Origin of the sequence: Pedobacter sp. W3I1, from assembly GCF_030816015.1 — a bacterium.
In the GTDB taxonomy this organism is placed as follows: domain Bacteria; phylum Bacteroidota; class Bacteroidia; order Sphingobacteriales; family Sphingobacteriaceae; genus Pedobacter.
The window spans coordinates 4,376,718-4,398,830 of sequence record NZ_JAUSXN010000001.1 but is presented as its reverse complement, the minus strand read 5'-3'; the positions used below and the strand labels follow the sequence as shown (position 1 = coordinate 4,398,830).

16 protein-coding genes are annotated in these 22,113 nt (G+C 38.7%); 11 read left to right on the top strand and 5 right to left on the bottom strand.

Going from position 1 to position 22,113, the window contains the following annotated elements; all coding sequences use genetic code 11:
- Positions 1 to 281: 281 nt before the first annotated feature.
- On the bottom strand, positions 282 to 1,025 hold the full coding sequence (locus QF042_RS17915; RefSeq protein WP_307530892.1) for a hypothetical protein: 744 nt from the start codon (positions 1,023 to 1,025) through the stop codon (positions 282 to 284).
- Between the two features lie 203 nt (positions 1,026 to 1,228).
- Between QF042_RS17915 and kwaA the strand changes: the two genes are divergently transcribed.
- The 9 genes from kwaA to QF042_RS17870 all read left to right on the top strand — a co-directional run bounded on the left by kwaA (position 1,229) and on the right by QF042_RS17870 (position 12,225).
- Positions 1,229 to 1,810, top strand: a complete 582-nt coding sequence (gene kwaA, locus QF042_RS17910) for an anti-phage protein KwaA (RefSeq protein WP_307530890.1) — start codon at positions 1,229 to 1,231, stop codon at positions 1,808 to 1,810.
- Complete coding sequence (kwaB, locus tag QF042_RS17905) at positions 1,791 to 2,750, top strand: anti-phage protein KwaB (RefSeq protein ID WP_307530888.1); 960 nt, start codon at positions 1,791 to 1,793, stop codon at positions 2,748 to 2,750. Before kwaA ends, kwaB begins: the two co-directional genes overlap by 20 nt.
- A gap of 198 nt (positions 2,751 to 2,948) precedes the next feature.
- Positions 2,949 to 5,924, top strand: a complete 2,976-nt coding sequence (locus QF042_RS17900; RefSeq protein WP_307530886.1) for a type I restriction endonuclease subunit R — start codon at positions 2,949 to 2,951, stop codon at positions 5,922 to 5,924.
- Positions 5,917 to 7,233 carry a restriction endonuclease subunit S gene (locus QF042_RS17895; RefSeq protein ID WP_307530884.1) on the top strand — a complete coding sequence of 439 codons (1,317 nt, stop codon included), beginning with the start codon at positions 5,917 to 5,919 and terminating at the stop codon, positions 7,231 to 7,233. The genes QF042_RS17900 and QF042_RS17895 overlap by 8 nt, the downstream gene beginning before the upstream one ends.
- A 6-nt stretch (positions 7,234 to 7,239) precedes the next feature.
- Positions 7,240 to 8,373 carry an AAA family ATPase gene (locus QF042_RS17890; protein WP_307530882.1) on the top strand — a complete coding sequence of 378 codons (1,134 nt, stop codon included), beginning with the start codon at positions 7,240 to 7,242 and terminating at the stop codon, positions 8,371 to 8,373.
- A 1-nt stretch (position 8,374) separates the two neighbouring features.
- Entirely contained in the window at positions 8,375 to 10,000 is a 1,626-nt protein-coding gene (locus QF042_RS17885; RefSeq protein ID WP_307530880.1) for a type I restriction-modification system subunit M, read from the top strand.
- Between the two features lie 18 nt (positions 10,001 to 10,018).
- The gene (locus QF042_RS17880; RefSeq protein WP_307530878.1) at positions 10,019 to 10,402 is read left to right on the top strand and encodes a hypothetical protein; all 384 of its coding nucleotides are present in this window, start codon (positions 10,019 to 10,021) and stop codon (positions 10,400 to 10,402) included.
- A gap of 4 nt (positions 10,403 to 10,406) precedes the next feature.
- Positions 10,407 to 11,321, top strand: coding sequence for a DUF5655 domain-containing protein (locus tag QF042_RS17875; RefSeq protein ID WP_307530876.1), 915 nt, complete (start codon positions 10,407 to 10,409; stop codon positions 11,319 to 11,321).
- A 94-nt stretch (positions 11,322 to 11,415) separates the two neighbouring features.
- Positions 11,416 to 12,225 (top strand): hypothetical protein, encoded by an 810-nt coding sequence (locus tag QF042_RS17870; RefSeq protein WP_307530874.1) that lies wholly within the window; start codon positions 11,416 to 11,418, stop codon positions 12,223 to 12,225.
- Between the two features lie 233 nt (positions 12,226 to 12,458).
- Here QF042_RS17870 and QF042_RS17865 read toward each other — a convergent pair whose 3' ends face one another.
- Positions 12,459 to 12,740: a helix-turn-helix transcriptional regulator gene (locus tag QF042_RS17865; protein ID WP_307530872.1), complete on the bottom strand. Its 282-nt coding sequence runs from the start codon at positions 12,738 to 12,740 to the stop codon at positions 12,459 to 12,461.
- A gap of 349 nt (positions 12,741 to 13,089) precedes the next feature.
- Between QF042_RS17865 and QF042_RS17860 the strand changes: the two genes are divergently transcribed.
- Positions 13,090 to 14,349: a hypothetical protein gene (locus QF042_RS17860; RefSeq protein WP_307530869.1), complete on the top strand. Its 1,260-nt coding sequence runs from the start codon at positions 13,090 to 13,092 to the stop codon at positions 14,347 to 14,349.
- 1,940 nt (positions 14,350 to 16,289) lie between these two features.
- Here QF042_RS17860 and QF042_RS17855 read toward each other — a convergent pair.
- Entirely contained in the window at positions 16,290 to 16,820 is a 531-nt protein-coding gene (locus QF042_RS17855) for an NAD(P)H-dependent oxidoreductase (RefSeq protein ID WP_307530867.1), read from the bottom strand.
- A gap of 98 nt (positions 16,821 to 16,918) precedes the next feature.
- Here QF042_RS17855 and QF042_RS17850 point away from each other — a divergent pair, with 98 nt between their 5' ends.
- The gene (locus QF042_RS17850; protein WP_307530865.1) at positions 16,919 to 17,281 is read left to right on the top strand and encodes a helix-turn-helix domain-containing protein; all 363 of its coding nucleotides are present in this window, start codon (positions 16,919 to 16,921) and stop codon (positions 17,279 to 17,281) included.
- A gap of 840 nt (positions 17,282 to 18,121) precedes the next feature.
- On the opposite strand, the gene nhaA is transcribed toward QF042_RS17850, so the two are convergent.
- Both nhaA and QF042_RS17840 read right to left on the bottom strand, forming a co-directional pair.
- Positions 18,122 to 19,276: a Na+/H+ antiporter NhaA gene (gene nhaA, locus QF042_RS17845; RefSeq protein WP_307530863.1), complete on the bottom strand. Its 1,155-nt coding sequence runs from the start codon at positions 19,274 to 19,276 to the stop codon at positions 18,122 to 18,124.
- A gap of 1,908 nt (positions 19,277 to 21,184) precedes the next feature.
- On the bottom strand, positions 21,185 to 22,105 hold the full coding sequence (locus QF042_RS17840; protein WP_307530861.1) for a type IX secretion system membrane protein PorP/SprF: 921 nt from the start codon (positions 22,103 to 22,105) through the stop codon (positions 21,185 to 21,187).
- Between the last annotated feature and the right edge of the window lie 8 nt (positions 22,106 to 22,113).

Below are 22,113 nucleotides of genomic sequence, written 5' to 3'. Positions count from 1 at the left end.
GGTAGTTCAGACGTTGCAGTCGATAGTTCAGATGTTGCAGTCGGTAGTTCAGACGTTGCAGTCGACAGTTCAGACGTTGCAGTCGATAGTTCAGATGTTGCAGTCGACAGTTCAGAGGTTGCAGTCGGTAGTTCAGACGTTGCAGTCGACAGTTCAGGCGTTGCAATGAGCCGTTTTACGGTTAAGCATTGCATAAAAGAGAAACAGCAACCGGTTTGGTATCTGTTAAAGTGGAATGAGGAAATAAATAGGGATGATTTTTTTAGGGTATTATGGGTGTTTTAGGTCAGGGTTCGGAACGGGATACCCGAAATCTGTTTGTATTGGGGGCTGGTTGACCCAAAAACAGATTTTGCGTAATTTTTCACATCCTGAGCCAGGGCAACTATGCCGGTTTCTGCATCGTACAGCGCGTTATCGCGGTTAATGCGTAGGGTACTCAACTGCGAACTGTTGGCTACCACATCGCGGTTTTTCTGCAATAAATCGTTATATAAACTGGTGAGGCTGGCCAGCTGCAAATCTACCTCGTTAGGTGCATACTGCGGTATGGTGGCTAACAGTTTAATCTGTTTATCGAGCGTATCGAGCAGGTTATCGTAACTCTGTTGCGAGGCCGAAACCTGGTTAACCACCGTACCGCTGGCGGCCAGGTTATTCTTTTCTTCAGCTGTGAGTTTAGCCGTTGCCCTTTGGCCCTGTATTTTGCGGTGGTGGCTTACTGCATTATCCAATACCTGTTGGGCTACACTGTTGGCTTTAACGGCGCTCAGTACGCGGGTGCTCAACTTTTTTAAGGGCGCAAAAGCCAGATCGCGCAGGGCTATGGCATTGCTGTTTTTGGCGGCAGCATCGTGCACCTGCTCGTTAATGGTTTTGGCTGCGGCAGCTTTCCCGGTTAAACTGTTTAACTGGATGTTTACATTGCTGGGGTTGTACACGGCACCGTAACCAGTTACATAGGTGGTGAGGGTTTCGAAATTGGCTACGTTTTTGGCGTGGCCGGTCTCATTCATTTTAGACATAACTTGTAGTTTAAAAAAGTAAATAAAATAATTAATTAGCATTAAGATAGTATTATTTTATTTACAACTAAAAGAATAGGTTTATTTTTTTTTGAGGAGGTACGGGAAACCGTAGGGAATAGCATTCTCCACAACTTACCTTGTTGCATTACTAAAGAATATTAGATGCATATTTTAATGCATGTATAACTTATAAAATCACTATGAGCCTTAAAATTCAACTTTATATCGTGTCACTTTGGTTACTCTTCATTTTATTATTTATTAATAAAGTACAGATACCTTATTGTTTCGATAAGAATTGCCATTTTATTGGTTTAGCCAAACTGTTAATCGTCAACGTAGTTCCGTTAATATTTTTATCACTGGCAATTTTTGGCTTTATCTTTTATGCAAATTTTAAATACATTATCCGTCGAAATAGGTCCCTACCTGATAAGGTAACCAGGATTGAAAACTTAAACTGGGAGCATTTAACCTTCCTAGTTACCTATGTCATTCCATTTTTAAGTTTCAATTTAAATGAAGATCGAAATGGTTTGGTCTTTTTTCTCGTGCTGATCATCATTGGTATTATTTATATCAAAACGAATATGTTCTACACTAACCCAACATTGGCACTCCTTGGGTATCATATTTATAAATTATCTACAACTAATAAAGAGAACATTATCATCATCAGTAAGGATGTAATTCAAGAAAATGATTCTATTCAATATCAACTATTGAGTGACAATATATACATGGCCAATAAATCAATAAACAATGGAAATACGAGAACTTAAAGAAAAACTAAATTTAGTTAACGATGTAATAAATCCAATAGGAATTAATATACATTTGGTTAAAAAAGAAGAGGATGGAAGTGAATCTATTCTAGATGCCGATATCTCTCCGGAATTAGCTAATGAATTAAAAGAGATATTTACGGTGGCCATCAATGAGAAGATACTCAACAATGATGAAATCGAATTAAAAGATATTTCTACAGCGCAAGAAACAATCAATTCGTTGTTTTTCTACGATTTGGAAGAATTCCCAGAGAAACTTGCCATAGCTAAAGAGTTTGATCCATTTATAAATTACCCCACGTTTTCATTCTCAAATGACGATATGGAAACGATAAAAGCTATAATTGTAACGATAGGGGATGCTGGTAATTATTTTTCAATTTATAAACATGTGTATCCCGTTACAATTGTTAGGCAAGATAAAATGTTAGGCCTTATTCCTATAGGCAACAGATTTGAAAAACTTAATAGTAATATTTTACAGATCAATAGTTCTATTGATTTCTTATTCGCAGATGATTCTCTGGTGATCAACAATCTAAAAACTTTGGCTTCTGCCTACGGTTATAATGAAATTGTTAAAAACCAAGCCAGACAAAATATCGAATTAATTTCGGGACTTGATTTGATTGATAATTTGGAAGAGTTAACCTCTTTGGTAGATAACGTTAAGTATGCGAAGCGGGTGTTGAGGATAAAACCCGATTCGCCTGTGCTACAACTTGCCAAAACAAGAATCATCGCTTTTATCACTTCACACCCTAAACTTTCTGGTAAAATAAGATTAAATGCAGCTGGAGATAAGATTTTATTGGATACCGATGTTTCTAAGGTGATTACTATTGGGATTTTAAATGACGATTATTTAAAATCAAATTTGACCGAACTGGATTATGAAAGTGAAAGTAAATTAACTATTGCTGATGAAGTATAGTTGACGAAAATTAAATGTTACAAGCGTGATCATTTAAAATAAAGTGTTGAAACTTTAATTGCCTAAATATGAACCAACCCAAAATAAGGTTGCGATATTTCGGCTTCTTTTAATAATTTAGCTAAATATTCTACCTGCTGGTTTTAATTTAAGCAATTATTGCTAAATTATGTCGAGCCTAAATTACTCAAAAGATAAATGACTTTGATCGTTAACGAACCTCAAGTTGAGTACGGATTTATTGGAAAACTAACCGATTTGAAATATACTTATCGGGCAGATATACGCGACCGCAATGCTTTAGAATTAAACTTCCGTCGGAAATTTGATGCATTGAATCGTGTAAACTTATCAGACGCTGAATTTGCGCGATTACGGGATGAAATTGTTACGCCAGATGTTTTTACAGCATCTAAAAATTTGCGTCAAAAAAATACTTTCATCCGTGAAGATGGTACACCACTACAATATACTTTGGTTGATATTAAAGATTGGTGTAAAAATGAATATGAAGTAATTAATCAGTTACGCATTAATACAAAAGATACCAACCATCGATATGATGTTATTTTGTTAATTAATGGGATACCTGTAGTACAAATTGAATTAAAGACACTGCAGATTAGCCCTAGAAGGGCTATGCAGCAGATTGTTGATTATAAAAATGACCCAGGCAATGGTTATAATAATTCGCTGTTGTGTTTTATGCAGTTGTTTATTGTGAGCAACCGTTCTGATACTTACTACTTCTCCAATAATAAAAATCAACATTTTGCTTTTAATGCCGATGAGCAATTTCTACCGGTTTACAAATGGGCAAGGGAAGATAATTCAAAAGTAGACAATTTATATGATTTCACTGAGATATTTTTAGCTAAGTGTACATTGGGCGAAATGATCAGCAGGTATATGGTGTTGGTAGAAAGTGAGCAAAAATTAATGGTAATGCGACCTTACCAGATTTATGCTGTTAAAGCCATTGTGAATTGCATTCAACAAAATCGTGGTAATGGTTATATATGGCATACTACCGGTAGTGGCAAAACGCTTACTTCGTTCAAAGCATCGACACTATTAAAAGATAATCCCGATGTAGAGAAATGTTTGTTCGTAGTAGATCGTAAAGATTTGGACAGGCAAACAAGGGAAGAATTTAATAAGTTTCAGGAAGGTAGCGTTGAGGAAAATACCAATACAGATACATTGGTTAGGCGTATGCTTTCTGAAAGCTATGCCGATAAAGTAATTGTAACCACTATACAAAAGTTAGGCTTGGCATTAGACCCTAGCCACCGTAAAAACTACAAGGAGCAACTTAAATCTTTAGCGGGTAAAAGAATGGTATTTATCTTTGATGAATGCCACCGTTCGCAGTTTGGTGAAAACCATAAAGCCATTAAAGAATTTTTCCCAAATGCCCAATTATTCGGTTTTACAGGCACACCTATTTTTGAGGATAATGCCACTTACAAAAAAATAGATGGGCAGCAAGCTTCATACTTAACTACAGAAGAAGTTTTTCAAAAACTATTGCATGCTTATACCATTACACACGCTATAGAGGATGAAAATGTTTTGCGTTTTCATATTGATTATTTTAAAAGTCAGGGAGAATACGAACAAAGGTTGGATAAAACCTATACTAAACAAGCTATTGTAGAAGCCATATCTGATAAGCATAGTGCCGCAACACAGTCACGTAAGTTTAATGCGGTGTTCGCAACGGAATCTATTAATGATGCTATTGCCTATTATAACCTATTTAAAGATGCGCAATTAAAGAAAGCAGCTTTATATGATGATTTTTATCCATTAAATATTGCTTGCGTTTTCTCGCCACCTGCAGAAGGTAATCAGGATGTAAAACAATTACAAGATGATTTACTACAGGAGAAGGCAGATAATGAGGTAGCACCGGAAGAGAAGAAACTGGCACTTAAAACCATTATTAACGATTATAACAAACAATATGGTACTAATCATACCATTACAGAGTTTGATCAATATTATCAGGATGTGCAACAACGCATTAAGGACCATAAATATACCAATGCAGACTATCCACATGCCAATAAAATAGATATTTTAATTGTGGTGGATATGTTACTAACTGGTTTTGATTCTAAATACTTAAATACACTATATGTAGATAAGAACTTGAAATACCATGGTTTAATACAAGCATTTTCAAGAACCAATCGGATTTTAAATGCCAGTAAACCTTATGGACATATTCTGGATTTTCGTAATCAGCATGATGCTGTTGATGATGCCATTGCTTTATTCTCTGGAGAAAATACCAGTAAGGCAAAAGAGATTTGGTTGGTTGATGCTGCGCCTGTGGTTATTGGTAAGTACGAAGAAGCGGTTACCAAACTTAATCAATTTATGCAATCGCGCGGTTTAGCAACCAAACCCGAAGAGGTGAACAACTTAAAAGGCGATATTGCCCGTGCCGAATTTATTACATATTTTAAGGAGATACAACGTTACAAAACACAGCTTGATCAATATACCGATTTAAAAGAGGCTGAGCAGGAAAAAATAGAAAGTTTATTGCCAAATGAGGATTTGCGGTCTTTTAAGGGTGCTTATTTAGAGACGGCAAAACGGCTGAAAGAGAAACAAGATAAGGGGGGCGAAGACACCGATGCTGATGTACAGGAACTGGATTTTGAATTTGTGCTGTTTGCTTCTGCAGTAGTTGATTACGATTATATTATGGGCTTGATCGCTAAATATACGAGTGCCAAACCATCTAAGCAGAAAATGACGCAAGAGCAGCTTATCGATCTGTTGAGTTCAAGTGCCAACTTGATGAATGCCCGTGATGATATTGCAGCATATATTAAAAGTTTGGAGGTTGGTAAAAGCCTATCTGAAAGTGAAATACGTGAGGGTTTTGAGAAATTTATAGAGGAAAAATCTGCTCAGGAGTTGGCCATTATTGCACAGAAATATGGTTTAGCGATTAAACCTTTAAAAACTTTTGTTGAAAATACAGTAGAACGTATGATATTTGATGGAGAACAATTAAGTGATTTATTGGCGCCATTGGAATTAGGTTGGAAAGACCGGGCAAAAAAGGAATCGGCCATTATGGAAGATTTAATGCCGCAATTAAGAAAATTAGCCCAAGGCGGTGAAATAGCAGGATTATCAGCTTATGAGTAAAGAGATAAAAGGTGAAATTGTGCCTAATATGAGATTCTCTAGTTTTGACCCCGAAGGTTGGAAATTAGAAAATTTAGAAGATATTTATACTTTTAAAGTAACTAATTCTTTCTCTAGAGAGAATCTAAATTATCAAGAAGGTATTGTTAAAAACATTCATTACGGAGATATACATACTAAATTCTCCCACTTGTTTAATATCACAAAAGAAAAGGTTCCATATATAAATTCTTCTATTCTTATTGATAAAATTCCTCTAGAAAATTATTGCCGAGAAGGAGATATGATATTTGCAGATGCTTCTGAAGATGAAAAAGATATCGGTAAAAGTATTGAAATTGTAGAGCTTAATGGAGAAAAGCTACTCTCGGGGCTACATACATTACATGCAAGACAAAAAACAAATAAATTTATAATAGGATTTGGAGGCCATTTGTTCATTTCTAATAGTGTTAGAAAACAAATTCAGCGTGAGGCTCAAGGAGCCAAGGTACTAGGTATTTCTGCTACTCGTCTCGCTAAGATAAAAATTGCTTATCCTAAAAGTAAGATAGAACAACAAAAAATATCAGATTGCCTTTCTTCTTTAGAGGATTTAATTACTGCTGAAGATCAAAAATTAAATGCATTAAAAAATCATAAAAAAGGATTAATGCAACAATTGTTTCCTGTAGAAGGAAAGAAAGTACCCAAATTGCGTTTTACAGAATTTAAGTATAGTGGGGATTGGGAGAGTAAAAGGTTTTCGGAATGCATAGTTTTATATAGAGGTAGTTCACCACGACCGATTCAAGAGTTCTTAACGACAAGTCCAGATGGGGTGAATTGGATTAAAATTGGTGATACAAAAAATGCTGAAAATAACATTATCAAATCAGTTGAAGAGAAAATAACAAGATTAGGAGCAAAAAAGTCAAGAAAAGTTGTGTCTGGTGAGTTAATTCTTGCAAATTCAATGAGTTTTGGTAAGACTTATTTATTAGAAATTGATGGCTGTATTTATGATGGTTGGTTTGTTTTAAGAGAATTTGAAAAATATTTTGATAAGAAATATTTGTTGCAAGTTTTAAATTCAGAATACATGCAAATTCAATTCACTAAGCTAGCGGCTGGCGGTATTGTTCAAAATATTAGTAGTGAAATTGTTTATAGTTCTCTTTTGCCGTATACTACAATTCCAGAACAACAAAGAATTTCTGGTTTTATTTCATTGGTAGATGAGCAGATAAGTGAACAGAACAAGAAACTAAATAAATTAAAATTGCATAAAAAGGGTTTAATGCAACAGCTCTTCCCAAGCATTGATTAAAATATAATGGCTAAAAAGGTTTACGATTATAAAGAACTTCCAAAACTTGCAGTTAGGTTACGTGACGATTTAAAGGAATCTGATTTTGTACTCCTCTACGCACACAATGGAACAGGCAAAACCCGCCTTTCTTATGATTTTAAAGAACGCGGTAAAAAAGGAAGAAATAAAATACCTGATACACTTTACTTTAATGCTTATACAGAAGATTTATTTAGCTGGGATAATGATATTATAAATGATACCAATAGGGTTTTAAAAATAAATTCTGCGTCCAGATTTTTCAGTGGTTTCCAACAGTTGGAACTTGATAATAGAATACGACCATTATTAAGTCGGTATGCTGATTTCGATTTCGTAATAAATTATGAAGATTGGCAGATTAGTTTTAGCAGAAATGTTCGTGTTAAAAAACTTGAAGATGGAGAAATGCGAGAGAGTACCGAAGTAAAGAGCAATATAAAAGTCTCTCGCGGGGAAGAAAATATGTTTATCTGGTGTGTGTTTTTAGCCATTTGCCAGTTGGCTATAGACGGGGCAGAAGCTTATAACTGGGTTAAATATTTTTACATTGATGATCCTATTTCTTCCTTAGATGATAATAATGCTATTGCGGTGGCCAGTGATTTATCACAATTGCTGTTACAAGCTGAAGGTAAGATAAAAGTAGTTATTTCTTCACACCATATTCTTTTTTTTAATGTAGTTTGTAACGAAATTAAAAAGAAACCACATGAAAAATATTTCCTATATAAAAAGCCCGATCAATCTTACAGCTTAAGAAAAACTACTGATACGCCGTATTTCCATCATGTAGCCTTATTAAGTGAATTAAAACAAGCAACGGCTTCCGGAAACATTAAAACGTATCATTTTAATACCCTCAGAAGTATTTTGGAAAAAACCTCATCCTTTTTTGGTTTTAACGATTTTGGAAAATGCATTTATGAAGTAGAAGATCAGGTACTCTTCGAGAGGGCACTGAATTTACTCAGCCATGGTAAGTACTCTATTTACGAGCCTGTAGATATGAGTGAAGACAATAAAGAATTATTTAAAAGGATATTAAGTGCTTTTTTAGAGAAGCATCAATTTGAATTACCAGAGTTATTACAAGATAATACAGTGCAAAAAGCATAACATGACAGCATTAGAACAACAACAATTAGGGAAAACGCTTTGGGCAATAGCAGATGATTTACGAGGTTCGATGAATGCGGATGATTTTCGTGATTACATGCTTTCTTTTCTTTTTTTACGTTATCTATCTGATAATTACGAACAAGCAGCTAAAAAAGAATTGGGTGGCGATTATCCTGTGCTAGATGTTACGGATAAACGGACACCATTAGCTATTTGGTATGAAGAGAATGCCGCAGATGTTTTGGAGTTTGAAAAACAAATGCGCCGTAAAGTACACTATGTTGTAGAACCACAACATTTATGGACGAGCATTTCTGAATTGGCTCGTAAACAAGACGAAGAATTACTTACTGTTTTGCAACAAGGCTTTAAGTATATTGAGAATGAATCTTTTGAAAGTACTTTTCAAGGCTTGTTTTCCGAAATCAATCTCGACTCTGAAAAGTTAGGTAAGAACTATACTGAACGAAATAAACGGCTTTGCACTATTATTCAGAAAATTGCGGAGGGAATTGCTAAATTTTCTACCAATACCGATGTTTTAGGAGATGCTTATGAGTATTTAATCGGTCAGTTTGCGGCAGGTTCTGGTAAAAAAGCCGGAGAATTTTATACACCACAACAGCTATCAACTATATTGTCTGAAATTGTCACTTTAGATAGCCAAGATCCTTCGCTAGGTAAAAGAAAGAAGATAGATAAAGTACTCGATTTTGCATGTGGTTCGGGTTCTTTGCTTTTAAACGTTCGCAGGCAGCTCGGAGCATTTGGTATCGGTAAAATCTACGGTCAGGAATATAATATTACAACCTATAACCTGGCTCGAATGAATATGCTTTTGCACGGTGTTAAAGACACGGAGTTTGCCATTCACCACGGAGATTCACTTGCCAATGATTGGGATATTTTAAATGAAATGAACCCAGCGAAGAAGATGGAGTTTGATGCTATTGTGGCTAATCCACCATTTAGTTACCGCTGGGAACCAAACGAAGTAATGGCCGAAGATTTTCGTTTCAAAAGTTATGGATTGGCACCAAAATCGGCCGCTGATTTTGCATTTTTGCTCCATGGTTTTCACTTTTTGAGTAGCAATGGTACAATGGCCATTATTTTGCCGCACGGTGTGCTTTTTCGTGGTGGGGCTGAAGAACGTATTCGCACCAAACTGTTGAAAGACAATAATATTGATGCAGTAATAGGTTTACCTCCAAACCTATTCTTTTCAACAGGCATTCCTGTATGTATTTTGGTGCTTAAAAAATGCAAAAAATTTGATGATGTATTGTTCATTAATGCGAGCGGCCATTTTGAAAAAGGTAAAAGACAAAATCGCTTACGTGACGGAAAAAATGGTGAGCCAAATGATATTCAACTGATAATAGATACTTATAAAGGTAGGCCTGATAAAATCGAACGTTACGCACGTGCGGTATCAATGGAGGAGATAGCACAAAACGGGTATAACTTAAACATATCTCGTTATGTAAATACCTCAATTGATGAAGAAATTGTTGATTTGGCAGAGGTAAACAGGCAATTAGTTGATATTGATAAAAAAATTACAGAGGCCAGAAATCGGCATAACTCATTTTTGCGAGAGTTGGGATTAGGTGAGATTTAATATATTACATTTCTAAATTTGATTAATGAGAATCATTATTTTAAAAGGTCCAACAAGCTCTGGAAAATCTACAGTTTTGAATGCTGTAGGTTAACAAGCACTCCTAAACGTACGTTAGGAGATCCTAAAAACAACGATTTTGAATGTATAGTTACTTTAAAAGATCAAAAACAAGTAGCATTTTATACAATGGGAGATTATTTAAAACATTTGCTAATTGCAATAGATAAATATATGTACTTGGACTGTGAAGTATTAATTATAGCTTTAAATGACAAGTATGAAAATAAACCAGACGAACTTATAAAAGATTGTCCGTATAATATCATTGATAAATCTGAACCATACCAAGGAAACATTTCAAAATTTAAAGATTGTGGTAACATTTTATCTATAATTTAAGTTGATGCAACTCTTCAAAACCGATAAGCAAAACCTGATTTCCCTAAAGGAAAGACCATTTAAACTGGAACGAGACTTACAAATAGTTTTCGAATCCAATTTATTTAATCTAACACAATTAAAGTTAATTAAATCAGAATTTACAATAAAGAATTATCGAATAGATACGCTGGCTTTTGATGAAGAAGCTAAAGCTTTTGTTATAATAGAATACAAGAGAACTAACAGCAGTAGTGTGGTAGATCAAGGTATTGCCTATCTCAACTTAATGTTAGATTATAAAGCCGAATTTATTGTTGAATATAACGAAACTTTCAATCAGCATTTATTACGAAGCGAAATAGATTGGTCGCAAACTAAAGTAATTTTTGTATCACCTGGTTTTAATGAAAATCAGAAGCAAGCAACAAATTTTAAAGATTTAGCGATTGAACTTTGGGAGGTGAAACAATTTGAAGGTGATATTATTACCGTTAATCCTATAAAGAAAAGTAAATCGGCTCCAAGTATTAAACAGCTCCAGGGGGCTCAAGATACAGAGCTAAAAAAAGTTGTCAGTGAAACGAAGGTCTATATTGAAGAAGATCATTTACAAGGTAAGAGTGAAATTATAAAGGAGCTCTACGAAGATTTTAAAAATGCTATTTTGAATTTAGCTCCTGACATAGATGTCGAAGCGAAAAAAAGCTATATAGCATATAAACGTGCGAAAAATATTGTAGATTTTGAAATTCAAACTAAAGGAATCAAATTATGGCTAAATGCAAAAAAAGGATCAATAGATGATCCTAAAAAGCTGACAGAGGATAAATCAGGAAAAGGGCATTGGGGTAATGGCGATTATGTAATTTCTATCAAAGACACTTCAAATCTAGAATATATCATGTTCTTGATTAAACAAATAGTAAATAAGCCTTAATGTTTTCTTACTATCGTTCTGTAACTAATGGCGGTTGATATTCAGAACTGGTACTATTTTTTGTAGCAAAAATAGCGGTTATTAATGAAAGAATATGAAAGAGTATGTCGGTGGTCTTAAAAAGATCAATAAGGAGCTTACAGAAGAAGAAGTTATCGATATTTTAATCAATAGCGACAAGAAACATTTCCCTTTGAAATCTTTTTCTAATGTTTTATATGCTCCTTTGCGAATCAACGATGACCTTATTGATTATAAAGGTTTTTATGTTACTAAACTGGTTCTTCGTGAAAGCTTAGGATTTAATGACAAAAAGAAACCTGGAGATTTTGATGTGATCATTATCCCTTTTTCTGAATTGAATATTTACTTCGATAGGACTGTTGCATCAGAGGTAAAGGTAGTTCGCCCTACGCGCAGGAAGCCTACAAAAAATGCCAATTCTTTAGGTGTGACTCAGCTTTTAGGCTTAATTGAAGATGGATTTCCTTTTGTATCTTTAATACACATTACTATGCCAGAAGCACTAAAAGAACATGAGATGCAAACGCTTAAATTTGCTAATCGTGTATTGGACATGGATAATCCTAAAAATAATATTGGGTTATTAGATGACACTCGAGACGTATTGTTTGATTGGCTTGGTATGTATTCTGCTGCAAAACAAATGCAACGATTACTTAAATTTGATATTCCAAAATATGCAGGTATGTACTGTACTGAACTCAGTTTTTTTGATAATGGAAGCTATGTTTTGAGTGATATTTATGGGGAGTATAATCATTTTAATCACGGCTATTTTAACCCAAAAGTTAAACTTGAAACTATTAATAATATAAAGCAACACTTCAAGGAAAATCCGTCTAGTTATCAAACGTTGCTAATCCCACCAATTAACTACTGATTGTTGATTTGTAGAAATTGAATCATCGAACTTTCCTATTTACCTCTTAATATCTCTACTTTCTCTTTTTCTCTAGCCAATAATCTTTCGTACAAGTCTACAATTTTTTCAATCGTATTAAAGGTGGGCTGATAGTTTAATGAGCTGGCAATTAATGTTGAATTTTCGCTACTGGTAATAGTGGCACTTTTGCTTAGTTACCCAAAGCCGGGATCGTTCTTCTTTGGAAAGAACTATCTTTTTTGTTTCCTACTTTTAGCCGCTAATGCTTCTTGATCTTCAATAGTGTTTAGCTTAACTCCTTTATAAATCGTCTTGGCCATATCGCCAGGCTCAACATCTAGTGCAAGAGCTATCAAGTATAGTTCTTCTCCGGAAAGCTTAGTGCTGGCGTCATTACTTAGTAGGCTTAAGCGAGACTCAGTAATACCTGTCTTCCTATAAATTTCTGCTTTGTTAGCAGATTTCAAAATTAAGTATTTGCCAAGTTCTGTAAGCTCCGACTTCTTTTTCACGCTAATCGTTTTTTGATAAACATACCATGTGAAAGTTGTACTTAATAATTTTTGTATTTTTCATTTGATTATTTAAAGAATACTTTAGAATATCTAAATTTTTATTGTTATATTCGTGTATAAATTAGGTATTAATAAAGAGTCTCGGCTACCAAATTCTCACAGTAAACAGCCAACGAGACAATAGATTAATGCCTATGGTGATATTTTGCGTACTTTTAGTGCGCACTATAGCATCATGGGCTCTATTGTAATTCCGTTGGCAAGGCCGTGAGAAGCCCGGTAGACGGTATTTAGAGCCCAGCTATAGTGTTTCTTTATACCACAAGACTCGTAAAACCATACGAGTATGATGACTAAACCAATTACAATTGCAGGGAAACCGCTTTCGCGGTTTTATCAAATGCCTTTTGAAAAGGGGAGCAGGGTTTTAAAGTTAGCGGTTCTGGATCAGATAGCTAGCAGATTGCATAGCACATTTAGCGTAGGTAAAAAGCCTGATCTGCCGGTTATACAGTCGCTTTCTTTTGATCAGGGTTTGTTAACCGTTAATGTTAAATTGGGAAAGGAGGAGGCAGCAAGGGTTTACATTGGGGTAGAATACGATTGCCTGTTGGTGAGCTGTAGTGTTGATACAGATGAAAGCTACCTTGGGCGTTATGCTTACCTTACTTTGCGGGCCATGATGCGGAGTGGTTATTGCGATTTTCAGGAATATTACTGGCCGGCATGTTTTGCTTTGGGCAACAAGCGGTCGAAATATGTAGATGTGGTTAAAAAACCTGGCGGTTTTACCATTACATTGAAGAAAAAGTTTAGTGGTTTGTTTAGGCCTGGTGATGATTTTCCGGATGTTACCGAACGGGTGGTAATGCCACGGGAAAGGTTATTGAATAAACATGCTATGGCACGTTTAGCACCGGTTAGCATTGGTTATTGTTTCGCCAATACCGATCTGCTTAATTTCCACACCAACCATTATCCTTTTTTAATTCCTTATGTTTTTGCGGCCACGGCCTACCTTAAAACGGTTAAGTCTTTTAAACGTTTCGTGTTTAATGCGAATGATGTGGATGGCATAAGCCTCTCGCCACAACAGGAGGAGCTGAACAGCATTTGCTCCGCCATGAAAGAGCTAGCGGTCATACGGTTTAACGCAAACGGCCACCTGCCCGAAAAGGTAGCCGAAACCAATAAACTTAACGACGGTAATCAGTTGGCGCTTTTAAAGTTATGGAACAAGGCTTTACCGCTATTGATGTTGCAACGTTTTACACACTACTTCTATACTTATGGCATGCGCAATGTTACCGGCAAACCTGTAATGCGGGATATGAAACTGGTTGAATTTTCGATGGAGGTGCCTGTTTTAAGTTTTGTGTTAAGGGATGAGGGCGATTATTACGAACTACAGCTTAAAATTAAGGTAAAAGGGAAACTGCTGCATCTGAATACCGATAAGCTTAGCCTGTTTTTAGTTTGTGATAGGGTTAAACCGTATTTATGGTATTTGCTTGAGGCGGAAATGGATTATAGGTTGGTATGGTTTTTTAGTAGGGTAAATTTTGGGGTTCAGGTACCGAAAGGGTATTATAAGGATTTTTTTTGAGGGGTTTGTGGAGGGGATTGAGCGGTGGTATGAGGTTAAGAGGGGGTAAAGGGGGGATGTTTGTTTATGGTATTACTAATACGGTAGCTACTACAGATACAAAGCAATCTTAATGCGTTCGTAATGCAATGCCTTTACAGGTTTTGCCCCCTTCGCAGTCTTGCCTCGGCTACCGATGAAAAATCGGTACAGGTCCACCGCCGCCGAGGGGGCTCTTACCTTTTTCTTGATAAAAAGGTAACCAAAAATCAAGGCTTGGATCTGATGTCGGATAAATTCGTCAAAGCTTTTTTGGTCGTCAGCACAAGCCCCGATGAAGAATCGGGGAAGGCGTGCTGCCTCGGGGTAGTGGTAGGTTGAAAGGAGGTGCTAAAGCTTTAACGTTTTCTCCTTCCATCATATCCTAGGCCGGATGCATGATGCAGATAGCATGTTGCAGATAGCAGGGCGCGATAAATTTTCTTTTAAGCCCTTTCCCTTTCAGGGGAAGGTGCAGATAGGCGGATAGGGGTTTAAGGCGTTCGCTATAATACGGTCGTCATTCTCGCGCATGCGGGAATCTTAAAGCATAATGCATTGCCTTTGTAGGTTTTGCCTTCGTGCAGTCTTGCCTCATTATTTTTTGTCATCCTGAGGTACGAAGGATCTTTTGAAAGATTCTTCACTGCGTTCAGAATGACAATTAAAGGTTTTCTTGCCCGGGCTGAGTCTTGCCTCGGCTACCGATGAAAAATCGGTACAGGTCTGCCGCCGCCGAGGGGGCTCTTACCTTTTTCTTGATAAAAAAGTAACAAACCTGAGCGCAGCGAAAGCATGACTACCTATGAAAACAACAACTAAGAAGGCATAAATCAAGGCTTGGATCTGATGTCGGATAAATTCGTTAAAGCTTTTTTGGTCGCCAGCACAAGCCCCGATGAAGAATCGGGGAGGGCGTGCTGCCTCTGGGCAGTGGTAGGTTGAAAGGAGGTGCTAAAGCTTTAACGTTTTCTCCTTCCATCATTTCCTAGGCCGGATAGCAGGGAGCAGATAACATGGGGGATATTGCAGGGTGCAGTAATTTGTTTTTTAGTCCTTTCCCTTTCAGGGGAAAGGTGCCGATAGGCGGATAGGGGTTTAAGGCGCTCGCTATAATACGGTCGTCATTCCCGTGCATGCGGGAATCTTAATGCACTTGCTATTCTTTCACCCTAGGCTCAGTCTTGCCTCGGCTCACCGCCGCCGAGGAGGCTCTTACCTTTTTCTTGATAAAAAGGTAACCAAAAATCAAGGCTTGGATCTGATGTCGGATAAATTCGTCAAAGCTTTTTTGGTCGCCAGCACAAGCCCCGATGAAGAATCGGGGATGGCGTGCTGCCTCTGGGCAGTGGTAGGTTGAAAGGAGGTGCAAAAGCTTTAACGTTTTCTCCTTCCATCATCTCCTAGGCCGGATAGCAGGGAGCAGATAGCACGGGGCATACAGCAGGGTGCCGTAATTTGTTTTTTAGCCCTTTCCCTTTCAGGGGAAAGGTGCCGATAGGCGGATAGGGGTTTAAGGCGCTCGCTATAGTACGGTCGTCGTTCTCGCGCATGCGGGAATCTTAAACGGTTGTTATTCTCTTTGCCTACCTGCGAAATCTGCCAGGCCGGATAGCATGATGCAGAGACAGGCATGCGTAGATTGATTCCTCTGGAGATTTGAGGGGGTGCGTTGTATCGTCATTGCGAGAAGGAACGACGAAGCAATCTATCATGCTAGTGATCCTTACTATAAAGATTGCTTCGTCGGCTGAAAAAGCCTTCTCGCAATGACGAAATTTTTATACGAGACTTCTTATCGGTATTAACCTTGCTCTGAACGATACCAAAATGAATTCGTGATAGATTTCAGTCATTTTCACTTGGCGTTCTTTGCGGTTCCTCTCTGCGTTCTTTGCGGTTAAATATTCGCTTTGTCCTCTTTATAACGAATCTAAAAAATCCAAATACAAAGGAACGCTATCTTCTACCCATTTTTTCGAAGTGTTATGCTCCATTCCGTAGTAAGCAAATGGGGCTTGGTAATCGGCTTTTACATATTCAAAAGAAAGTTCGAACGGACGGGTTAATTCTGCTAAGGTATATTTATACTTTTCTGATGGACGCAGTTCGTGTTCCTCAACGCCCAATGAAATGGCCAGGGCGATTTTCTTGCCAGACAATTTATAACCACTTTTGCTACCATATGCCCATCCATGAGTGAGTACTTCATCCATCCATTTTTTTAAAAGTGAGGGACAATTGAACCAATAATAGGGAAATTGGAATACAATTTTATCATGTAGTTCAACCAGCTTTTGTTCTGCCAATACATCAATCTTTTCATCTGGATATGCCTCATACAGTTGATGGACTACATATTTATCAGGGTATTGAGTTAATTCTTCAATCCACCGCTTGTTGATTAGGGAACTTTTAATATCGGGATGCGCTACAACGATTAATGTTTTCATTTTTACAAATTATGATGATTATAATTGCAAAAATAGATGCATAACCGCTTAATTTGTAATTTAGCGCCCAATTGTAAGGTACTATAAAAAATGTAAGTATGTCTAAAATCAAGGAAACCTCAACCAACTATGCTAACAAACAAGCTTTAGCTGATGAGTGTTTAGAAGTTTATAGTGCAAACATTATCGGCGGGCAATGGGCTTTAGCGATCTGTTCGTGGTTAATGAACGGTGAACTCAGATTTGGAGAGTTAAAAAAACGTTTGCCAAATATTACCGAGCGAATGTTAACCTTACAGCTACGTAAATTAGAAGCAGATAAAATTGTTAAGCGAACCATCTATGCCGAAGTTCCGCCGAGAGTGGTATATGAACTAACCGCAATTGGGCTTGAATTGAAGCCGATTATTAATGAACTCGAAAAGTGGGGCGTAAAACATAAAAATCTGTTAGGGGAGTAGTTGATCTGATTTAGTTAAGCTCAGCATCCAAAACGCAATGCTTATTTCTTTATTCGAAGAGAATACCTCGAGGGGCAAAGCGGAAGGTTTAAAAATAAGCGGATAGGGGTTTAAGGCGCTCGCTATTATACGGTCGTCATTCTCGCGGAGGCGGGAACCTTAAAGCGGTCGCGAGGAATGATACGCCATTTCATTTGCAGTTTGTCATCCTGAGGCACGAAGGATCTTTTAACCGAAAGATTCTTCACTGCGTTCAGAATGACAATTGTAGGTTTTGCCCACCTGCTTAGGCTTGCCTCGGCTACCGATGAAAAATCGGTACAGGTCCACCGCCGCCGAGGGGGCTCTCACCTTTTTCTTGATAAAAAGGTAACCAAACCTGAGCGCAGCGAAAGCATGACTACCTATGAAAACAACAACTAAGAAGGCATAAATCAAGGCTTGCACCGTTTTTTATGTGATAATATTGTTTTTTATAGGTATAAAAGATTGCTGGGCAATTCTTGTAAAAACCTACGAAAATCTTGATAGCGGCAGCATCGAGGCTCTTATCCTTGCTTATATCCCTACGCACCCGCTTGATCCTGCCTTGGGCTGTGGGGTAATGATGGGGAGTGCACAGATTTCCGTGCTTTTTCCTGCGAAAATCTGCTAGGCCGGATAGCAGGGTGCAGATAGCATAATGCGAATAGTATGGTGCAGTAATTTGTTTTTTAGTCCTTTCCCTTTCAGGGGAAAGGTGCCGATAGGCGGATAGGGGTTTAAGGCGCTAAAAAGTAACGCTTGTACTTCGCGTTCTTTGCGGTTCCCCCTCTGCGCACTTTGCGGTTAAATGTACACCTAAACCTTCTTCACCGATTTCAAAAACACAAAACCCACTACACCTGATAGGATCGAAGCCGTTAGAATTGCAAACTTCGCTTCCGAAACATGAAGTGCATCGCTAAAAGAGAGCAGGGCGATAAAGATCGACATGGTAAAACCGATTCCGGCCAACATGCCTAAACCCAATACATGTTTCCAGCCGGCACCTGTAGGGAGATTAGCCCATTTCAATTTCACGGCTAACCAGCTGAAAAAGGTGACGCCAATAGTTTTGCCTGCAAATAAACCTACGATAATGCCCAGGCCCAGGGGTGAAACCAGTCCAGCGAGCATTTCTTTCTGGAAAGTGATATTGGTATTCGCCAGGGCGAAAATGGGCATAATGATATAGTTGACCGGAGTGGTTAAAAAATGTTCCAGTTTTTCTAAAGGCGATTCTTCGTCAGTTTCATTGGTAGGGATGGTGAAAGCCAGCAGCACCCCTGCAATGGTGGCATGGATACCCGAGTGGTGAATGAAATACCACAGGAATATACCGGGGACCAGGTAAAAAACCAGTTTGGTTACGCCGAAATAGTTCATCAGGACTAAGAGCAGCAAAATGCCTCCTGCCATGGCCAGGTATTCGAAATGGATCTGGTGGGTATAAAAGATCGCGATCACCAGAATGGCGCCAAGATCGTCGACAATAGCTAAAGCGGCCAGGAATATTTTTAAACTGGTGGGGACGCTTTTACCGAGCATGGCAATGATGGCGAGGGCAAAGGCAATATCAGTTGCCATAGGGATGCCCCAGCCTGATGCGGAGGCTTCGCCTTTATTAAAGAGTGCATATATTAAGGCCGGTACAAGCATTCCGCCGAGCGCTGCAATTACGGGTAAGGCCGCACTCTTCATAGAAGATAATTCGCCTTCTACGAGTTCGCGTTTAATTTCAAGGCCGACCAGTAAAAAGAAGATCGCCATTAAGGCATCGTTTATCCACGCCAGGATGCTGTAGTTTACAGGGCCAAAGCCGATTTTTGTTGCTAAAAAAAATTCGAAACTTTCTTTTGAAGCAGTATTGGCGATGAGTAAGGAAATGGCCACGCAGATTAACAATAAAAAACCACCTACTTGCCCCGAGCGAAAGAAACGCTGAAATACTTCCAGATTGATTAATTTAGCCATAGGGGTAAAAATAGTAAAAGGGAAGGGAAAAGGGGATGTTTTTTGTGGGGAAATCTATTATTTTAATGGTACGGATTTAAGTTTCTATTGGAAGTTATCTAATACGGTCGTCATTCTCGCGCAAGCGGGAACCTTAAAGCACCTGCTATTCTGCTGTATTTTTTTTCTATTTTACCCTAGGCTCGGGCTTGCCTCGGCTCACCGCCGCCGAGGGGGCTCTTTCTTTTCTCTTGATAGAAAAGAAACAAAAGATCAAGGCTTGCATCCTTTCTTGTAAAAAGCTACGGAAATCTTGATTGCGGCAGTATCGAGGCTCTTACCCTGGCTTATCCCGGCGCACCCGCTTGATCCTGCCTTGTGTTGAGGATTAATGAAGGGAAGTGCACAGATTTCCGTGCTTTTTCCGGCGAAAATCTGCGAGGCCGGATAGCAGGGGGCAGAGAAATCATTCGTGTTATTTCAATCGCGACCAATTCGTCATTGGAGTTTCTTCCGATTGTTTGTCATCCTGAGCCTGTCGAAGGATCTTTTAATCAGAAGATTCTTCACTGCGTTCAGAATGACAATTGGTTTGATGCTGCCTTGGGCTGTGGAAGTATGGAATGCAAAGATTCCGTGCTTTTTCCGGCGAAAATCTGCGAGGCCGGATAGCAGGGAGCAAGAAATCATTCGCGGTATTTCAATCGCAATCAATTCGTCATTGGAGTTTCTTCCGATTGTCTGTCATCCTGAGCCTGTCGAAGGATCTTTAACCGAAAGATTCTTCACTGCGTTCAGAATGACAATTGGTTTGATGCTGCCTTGGGCTGTGGGAGTATGGAAATGAGTATAAAGATTTACGTGCTTTTTCCTGCGGAAATCTGCCAGGTCGATAGGATGGAGCAGAGACAAGGATCCGTAGATTAATCATTTGAAACTATGAGGGGAACTCCCTTCCTAATCTAGGAGGGGCAGATTATATTACTTTTTTGCCTTAACTCAGTCTTGCCTCGGCTCACCGCCGCCGAGGGGCTCTTACCTTTTTCTTGATAAAAAGGTAACCGAAAATCAAGGCTTGGATCTGATGTCGGATAAATTCGTCAAAGCTTTTTAAGTCGCCAGCACAAGCCCCCGATGAAGAATCGGGGAGGGCGTGCTGCCTCGGGGTAGTGGTAGGTTGAAAGGAGGTGCGAAAGCTTTAACGTTTTCTCCTTCCATCATTTCCTAGACCAGATCGCATGGAGCATATTGCAGGGTGCGGTAATTTGTCTTTTAAACCCTTACCCTTCCAGGGGAAAGGTGCCGATAGGCGGATAGGGGTTAAGGCGCTCGCTATAATATGGTCGTCATTCTCGCGCATGCGGGAATCTTAAAGCACTTGCTATTCTTTGCCCTTTCGCTCTGTCTTGCCTCGGCTCACCGCCGCCGAAGGGCTCTTACTTTTGGCTTGGCCCAAAAGTAACAAAAACCCAAGGCTTGCATCCTTTCTTGAACTAAGCTATCGAAATTCTGATTGCGGCAATATGGAGGTCCCGATGAAAAATCGGGACTGTATATTGCCTTGGGCTGTGAGGTGCTGTGGGGCTAGTACAAGAATTTCAATGCTTATTCCTGCGAAAATCTGCCAGGCCGGATAGCATGGTGCAGATAGCATGGAGCATATTGCAGGGTGCGATAATTTGTCTTTCAAGCCCTTTCCCTTTCAGGGGAAAGGTGCCAATAGGCGGATAAGGGTTAAGGCGCTCGCTATAATATGGTTCAAAGATTTCTCTCCCGAAAGTTCGGGACTGCGCTCCAGTCGAAATAACGATAATTCTTCTAAAATCATAAAGCCGCAGATGCTTAAATCTGCGGCTTTATGAGGTTGATGTTTATTGCATTAAGATCCCCGCATGCGCGAGGATGACGACCGTTCTTGTAAAACAAAAATTAAGGCTTCTTGCCAATATTCACCCTGATATTTACCTCAAAATCGCCGTCGGTGTAACCACTGATGGCCGAGGTTGCGGTATTATAATAAGCCATGAAATATAAGGTAGATTTGTAGTTCATGCCAAAACCAATCGTAGCGTTTTGCGTATTGTGGTACATGGCCATCACGTATAATTTATCGTTGGCGAAATTTGCATTCAAACCGGCATCCCATAAATTTTCGTAATTTTTAATGCCCCTGAAAACACCTTTAGGCTCCAGGCTGATGCCGTTAATGCCTGATCCCAGCATGAATTTATAACTCACCGCCGAATAAAACGTTGGCTTATCGGCGAAGTTTAAATCATCTTTTCTAAAAACAGAGCGCATATTCGGAACGGCACCTTCAACGGTTAAACCTTTAGAGGTATAAGAGATCCCAAAATCGCCATCCAAATAATAACCCCTGTCGTTAAAACGGGCGATGGATGGATCGTTAATATCGCTGTTTCTTACACTGCTTAAATCCAGTTTATCCTGACTGGCGCCAAAAGAGATTCCGAAGTTTAATTTCTGGTCGTCGTTGTTTAGCGGAAGATGGTAAGCGAAGGTTCCAACGGCTTTGGTGCGCTGGATCCCGCCCGATTTCTCATTGTAAATGTTCACACCCCAGCCCACTTTGTTTAGCTGTTGATCTAAAGTTACACTCTGGGTAATGGGAGCACCTGGAATGTTCGACCATTGTTTACGGAAACTGCCGTTGATATTAAACCCTTCGGTAATACCCGCCATTGATGGGTTAACCAGGTAACGGTTCTGGAAATATTGTGCATTGAGCGGAAGGATCTGTGCCTTCGCGGTGCTCAAAAATAAGGTGCTGGCAGCAAATAGAAACGTTACGCGACGCATTTGCTTTATGTTTTTGGTAATTGCTTTCATGTCTGTAA

Excerpts from the sequence above, each read along its gene's own strand:
- QF042_RS17915 (WP_307530892.1), bottom strand. The coding sequence starts at position 1,025 with ATGTCTAAAATGAATGAGACCGGCCACGCCAAAAACGTAGCCAATTTC.
- kwaA (WP_307530890.1), top strand. The coding sequence starts at position 1,229 with ATGAGCCTTAAAATTCAACTTTATATCGTGTCACTTTGGTTACTCTTC.
- kwaB (WP_307530888.1), top strand. The coding sequence starts at position 1,791 with ATGGAAATACGAGAACTTAAAGAAAAACTAAATTTAGTTAACGATGTA.
- QF042_RS17900 (WP_307530886.1), top strand. The coding sequence starts at position 2,949 with ATGACTTTGATCGTTAACGAACCTCAAGTTGAGTACGGATTTATTGGA.
- QF042_RS17895 (WP_307530884.1), top strand. The coding sequence starts at position 5,917 with ATGAGTAAAGAGATAAAAGGTGAAATTGTGCCTAATATGAGATTCTCT.
- QF042_RS17890 (WP_307530882.1), top strand. The coding sequence starts at position 7,240 with ATGGCTAAAAAGGTTTACGATTATAAAGAACTTCCAAAACTTGCAGTT.
- QF042_RS17885 (WP_307530880.1), top strand. The coding sequence starts at position 8,375 with ATGACAGCATTAGAACAACAACAATTAGGGAAAACGCTTTGGGCAATA.
- QF042_RS17875 (WP_307530876.1), top strand. The coding sequence starts at position 10,407 with ATGCAACTCTTCAAAACCGATAAGCAAAACCTGATTTCCCTAAAGGAA.
- QF042_RS17870 (WP_307530874.1), top strand. The coding sequence starts at position 11,416 with ATGAAAGAGTATGTCGGTGGTCTTAAAAAGATCAATAAGGAGCTTACA.
- QF042_RS17860 (WP_307530869.1), top strand. The coding sequence starts at position 13,090 with ATGATGACTAAACCAATTACAATTGCAGGGAAACCGCTTTCGCGGTTT.
- QF042_RS17855 (WP_307530867.1), bottom strand. The coding sequence starts at position 16,820 with ATGAAAACATTAATCGTTGTAGCGCATCCCGATATTAAAAGTTCCCTA.
- QF042_RS17850 (WP_307530865.1), top strand. The coding sequence starts at position 16,919 with ATGTCTAAAATCAAGGAAACCTCAACCAACTATGCTAACAAACAAGCT.
- nhaA (WP_307530863.1), bottom strand. The coding sequence starts at position 19,276 with ATGGCTAAATTAATCAATCTGGAAGTATTTCAGCGTTTCTTTCGCTCG.
- QF042_RS17840 (WP_307530861.1), bottom strand. The coding sequence starts at position 22,105 with ATGAAAGCAATTACCAAAAACATAAAGCAAATGCGTCGCGTAACGTTT.